Below are 4003 nucleotides of genomic sequence, written 5' to 3'. Positions count from 1 at the left end.
GCGAGCACCCGTACCGGCTCGCGCTCGTCTCCGCCGATCCGCCGCACCAGGGCGTCCATCGCGGCTCGCGCGATCGCCTGCTTGTCCGGCGAGATCGTGGTGAGGCTGGGGTGCCCGTATTGGCCGTCCTCGATGTCGTCGAAGCCGACCACGGCCACCTGCTCGGGCACGGCGATCCCGGCGTCGTGCAGGGCACGCAGGGCACCGAGGGCGAGCAGGTCGGAGAAGCAGAACAGGGCGTCGGGCAGCGTGCCATCGCGCAGAAGGGCCCGGGTGGCGTCCGCGCCGCCCCGCCTCGTGAACGTGTCGACGTAGGCGACCTGCGCCGTGGCCTGCGGCGCTGCTCCCATCGCCGCCTCGAACCCGCTCAGACGCAGCGAGCTGGACGACTTCTTGTCGCGCTGGGCTCCGACCGCGACCACGTGCCGCCGTCCGGTGGCCAGCAGGTGCTCGACCGCCTCGCGGGCGGCCACGAAGTTGTCGATGTGCACGTGGTCGAAGCCGGGGTGCGGCTCCTCGCCGAGGAGCACCACGGGCCGCTGGGTGCGCGCCGACCGGCCCAGGTCGTCGTCGGTCAGGCCGAGCGGGCTGACGATCAGGCCGTCGAAGACCGCCTTGGTGTCGGCGCGGGCGAGCAGCTCGCGCTCGCGGTCCCGGACGCCGTCGGTCTGCTCGATCATGAGCGTGTACCCGTGGCCCCGCGCGGCCTCGATGAGCGTGCGGGCCAGCTCCGCGAAGTAGGGGTTGTCGAGGTCGGGCACCACGAGCCCGGCGACGCCGGTGCGGCCGGAGCGCAGCATCCGGCCGATCTCGCTCGGCCGGTAGTCGAGCTCCTCGATGGCGGCGAGCACGCGCTCCCGGGTGCCGGCGGCGACGTTGACGGTGCCGCTCACGACGTTCGACACGGTGCGGGCCGAGACGCCCGCGAGGCGCGCGACGTCCTCGCGTCGACCCACGTCGGCCTCCTCGCCTCGTACGGCTCGGCGCGCCGCACGTGCGGGACGGTGTCCTGCCTGCTCAGCGGCGCTGCTATTGCATCGCGGCAAGCCTACTGGATGGTGTGCGGGCCCATCTCAGCGGACGCAGGCGAGGCCGGGACCCACCAGAGAGGCCCGGACCCACCAGAGAGGCCCGGACCCACCAGAGGTGAGTCCGGGCCTCGCCCCGGGAGCCAAGGGGTCAGAACCCCGAGTTCCCGCCCTGCCGGTCCAGCACGAACCCCATGTCGTTCAGCAGCCCCGCCGTCCCCGACCCGGTCACGGTCGTGTTCGCGAACGACGCCCGCCCCGCGGCGTGCAGCTCGATGCCGTAGGTGCCCGAGCCCGTGATCGCCACCCGGTCGAGACTGACCTGCTGGATCGACTTCTGCCACGACATCAGCACGCCCGCGTAGGTGCTGTCCTGGATGGTCATGTCACGGACCACGATCGGCGCGTCGATGGCGTGCACGTCGGCGTAGATCCACAGCGCGCCCAGCTCGGCCGGCCAGTTGGGCTCGCGGCTGCCGGTGCGGGTCAGCGTGTTGCGCGCCACCGTCGTCGTGCCCGTGAACGGCACCCCGAACCGCGTGCTGATCGCGATGCCCGCGGCCGCGTTGACGGTGTCGGCCACCAGGTTGTCCTCGACGCGGTTGCCGCCCCCGCCGCCGTACACCGCCAGGCCGTTGGCCAGGGCCGGGGCCTGGACCGTGTTGAACGAGAAGACGCTGCCGCTCACGGCAGCGCCGTCCGACCACATGGCCAGAGAGTCGTCGCCCGTGTTGCGGAACGTCGACTGGGTCACCTGAGCGTTGGTCACGCCCGAGCGCAGGTTCACGCCGTCGGCGTACGTGTCGCGCACGCGCAGCCCGACCACGAGCAGGTCCCGGGAGCCGGGCCGCACCCACAGGCCCACCTTGGTGTGCTGCACCCAGATGTTCTGCAGCAGGGACTCAGCGGTGAAGTCGCCCTCGATCGCGGCCTGCCCCTCGGCGTCCTCCCGGACCGTGGCCGAGCCGAAGATCGCGACGTCCGCGATGGTGACGCCGCCACCGGTCGCGTAGAACCCGCCCGCCCGGCCGCTGCCCACGATCACCGAGTGCCACGGGCCCGCACCCAGCACGGAGACGCCTGACACCCGGACCGCATCGTTCACGTGGAAGGTGCCCGCCGGGATCCAGACCGGCACGCCGGCGGCCTTCGCCGCAGCGACCGCCGTCGTGATGGCGGCCGTGTCGTCGCCGCCGCCCGACGTCGCGCCGTGCGCCGTGATGGAGACGGCGCCCGCGGGCGCCGTGAGCGCGGCCGCGACCCGCTCCGCCTCGATCAGGTCGACGTCGATGTACGCCACGGCGCCCGAGTCCTTCCGCAGCGACAGCACCGTCCCGGCCGCCTGCTCCGGGATCTCGAACCGCAGCTCGTCGTAGAACCGGTGGGCCCCGCCGAGCGACGGGTCGTTGTGGAACGGGTACTCCCCGTACTGCCAGGCGTGCGCCGAGGTCAGCGTCACGTCCTTCAGCTTGGTCCCGTTCGCGTACACCGCCAGGGGCGACGTCTGCCCGGTCCCGGCCGCGTCGTCCGGGATCGAGTAGCGCACCACCACCCCGCTCGCCGGGGTCGTGAGGGTCACGTCCACCTTCTCGCCGACGGCGTCCAGCCGCACCGCGCTGCGCCCGCTCGACTCCGCCTGCACCGTGCCGTAGGTGCGCGACGGCGTCAGCCTCGTGCCGGTCGTCGTCCCCACCTCGGCCTCGTACTGCGTGTACGACGCCGACGCGCCGCGCGCCGCGAGGTCCGTCTCACCTGAGACGGCGATGCTGTCCAGCAGCACGTCGGCCCCGCCGCTCGCGGCCCGGACGCCCACCGTGTTCACGCCCGCCCGCACCGGCACGCTCGCCGTCATGGTGCGCCACCCGCTGCCCGCGGCGAAGCTCACCTGACCCGTGACCCGGCCGTTGACCAGCAGGTCGAGGGTGCGCCCGCCCGCGGGCGTGCTGAACCGGAACGTGGCGGTCGCGGTGCCCGCCGAGCTGGCCTGGACCGTGCGCAGCACGCGCGCGCCCGCCGTCGTGAAACCGCCCACATAGCCCGTGCCCGTGAAGCCGCCGGTGGCGCTCGCGGTGGCGGCGTTCCCGGAGCGGTACGCGTTCTCGGCCTCGCCCGGCCCGGCGGGCTGCGGCGGCACGTTCGCCGAGACGTCGAGCTTGTCGACGTTCGCGTTGCCGTTGTCGCCGGAGGCGTAGGCCAGCCGCAGGTCGTGGTTGCCCGCGGTCAGCGTCGCGGTGTGCGTCACGGTGCCCCACGTGTCCCAGCTCGCGGTCGCGGGCAGCGTCAGCTGCGTCAGGCGCGTGCCGCCGTCGTACAGCGAGAGGGTCCGGGCCGAACCGGTGCCGTTCGCGTAGCGGACCGTGAGGTCCTTGGCTCCGGCGCCGGCGACCTGCACCTTGAACGTGACCGACGCCGAGCCGGCGTTGCCGTCCGTGAACCCGCCCACGAACCCGCTGCCGGAGAAGCCGGTGTGGTCCGTGGCGGTCACGGCGCCGCCCGCGAGGGTGGCGGCCTCCGCCTCGAACGTGGGCCCGGGGCCGTAGCCCGCCCCGTTGCTGCCGCCCGGGTCGCTCACGTCGAGGGCGTCGAGGTTCACGTTGCCGGAGTCGGCGGAGCCGAACCGGTACGCGATCGAGTGGCTGCCCGGGGACAGCGTAACGACCGTGCTCTGCGTCGCCCAGGTGGTCCAGCTCGCCGTCGCGGGCAGGGTGACCTGCTGGGCGGCGCCGTCCACCAGGAGGGTCAGGGTCTTGGCCGATCCGGTGCCGTTGGCGTACCGGAGAGCCAGCGTGTGCTGGCCCGACGACGCTGCCGTCACGGTGAACGTGCTGGTCGCGGAGCCCTTGTTGCCGTCGGTGTAGCCGCCGACGAAGCCCGTGCCGGTGTAGCCGGCGTGCTCCGTGGCGACGACGGCGCCGCCCGACAGGGCCGCCTGCTCGGCCTGGTACCGCGTGGTCGCGGCGCCCGCCGGGGCCGCG

The 4003-nt window shown here is 73.7% G+C and carries 2 protein-coding genes; both read right to left on the bottom strand.

Translation table 11 applies throughout. The features are described 5' to 3' along the window. Positions 1-956, bottom strand: a 956-nt coding sequence (locus tag PROKR_RS08980) for a LacI family DNA-binding transcriptional regulator (protein WP_051432816.1), incomplete at its 3' end; no start/stop codon positions are given. 223 nt (positions 957-1179) lie between these two features. Beyond that, on the bottom strand, positions 1180-4003 hold a 2824-nt coding region (locus PROKR_RS08975; RefSeq protein ID WP_051432815.1), incomplete at its 5' end, for a CBM35 domain-containing protein.

Source organism: Promicromonospora kroppenstedtii DSM 19349 (genome assembly GCF_000515355.1).
Classification (GTDB): Bacteria; Actinomycetota; Actinomycetes; order Actinomycetales; family Cellulomonadaceae; genus Promicromonospora; species Promicromonospora kroppenstedtii.
This window is presented reverse-complemented; position numbering and strand designations above follow the sequence as displayed.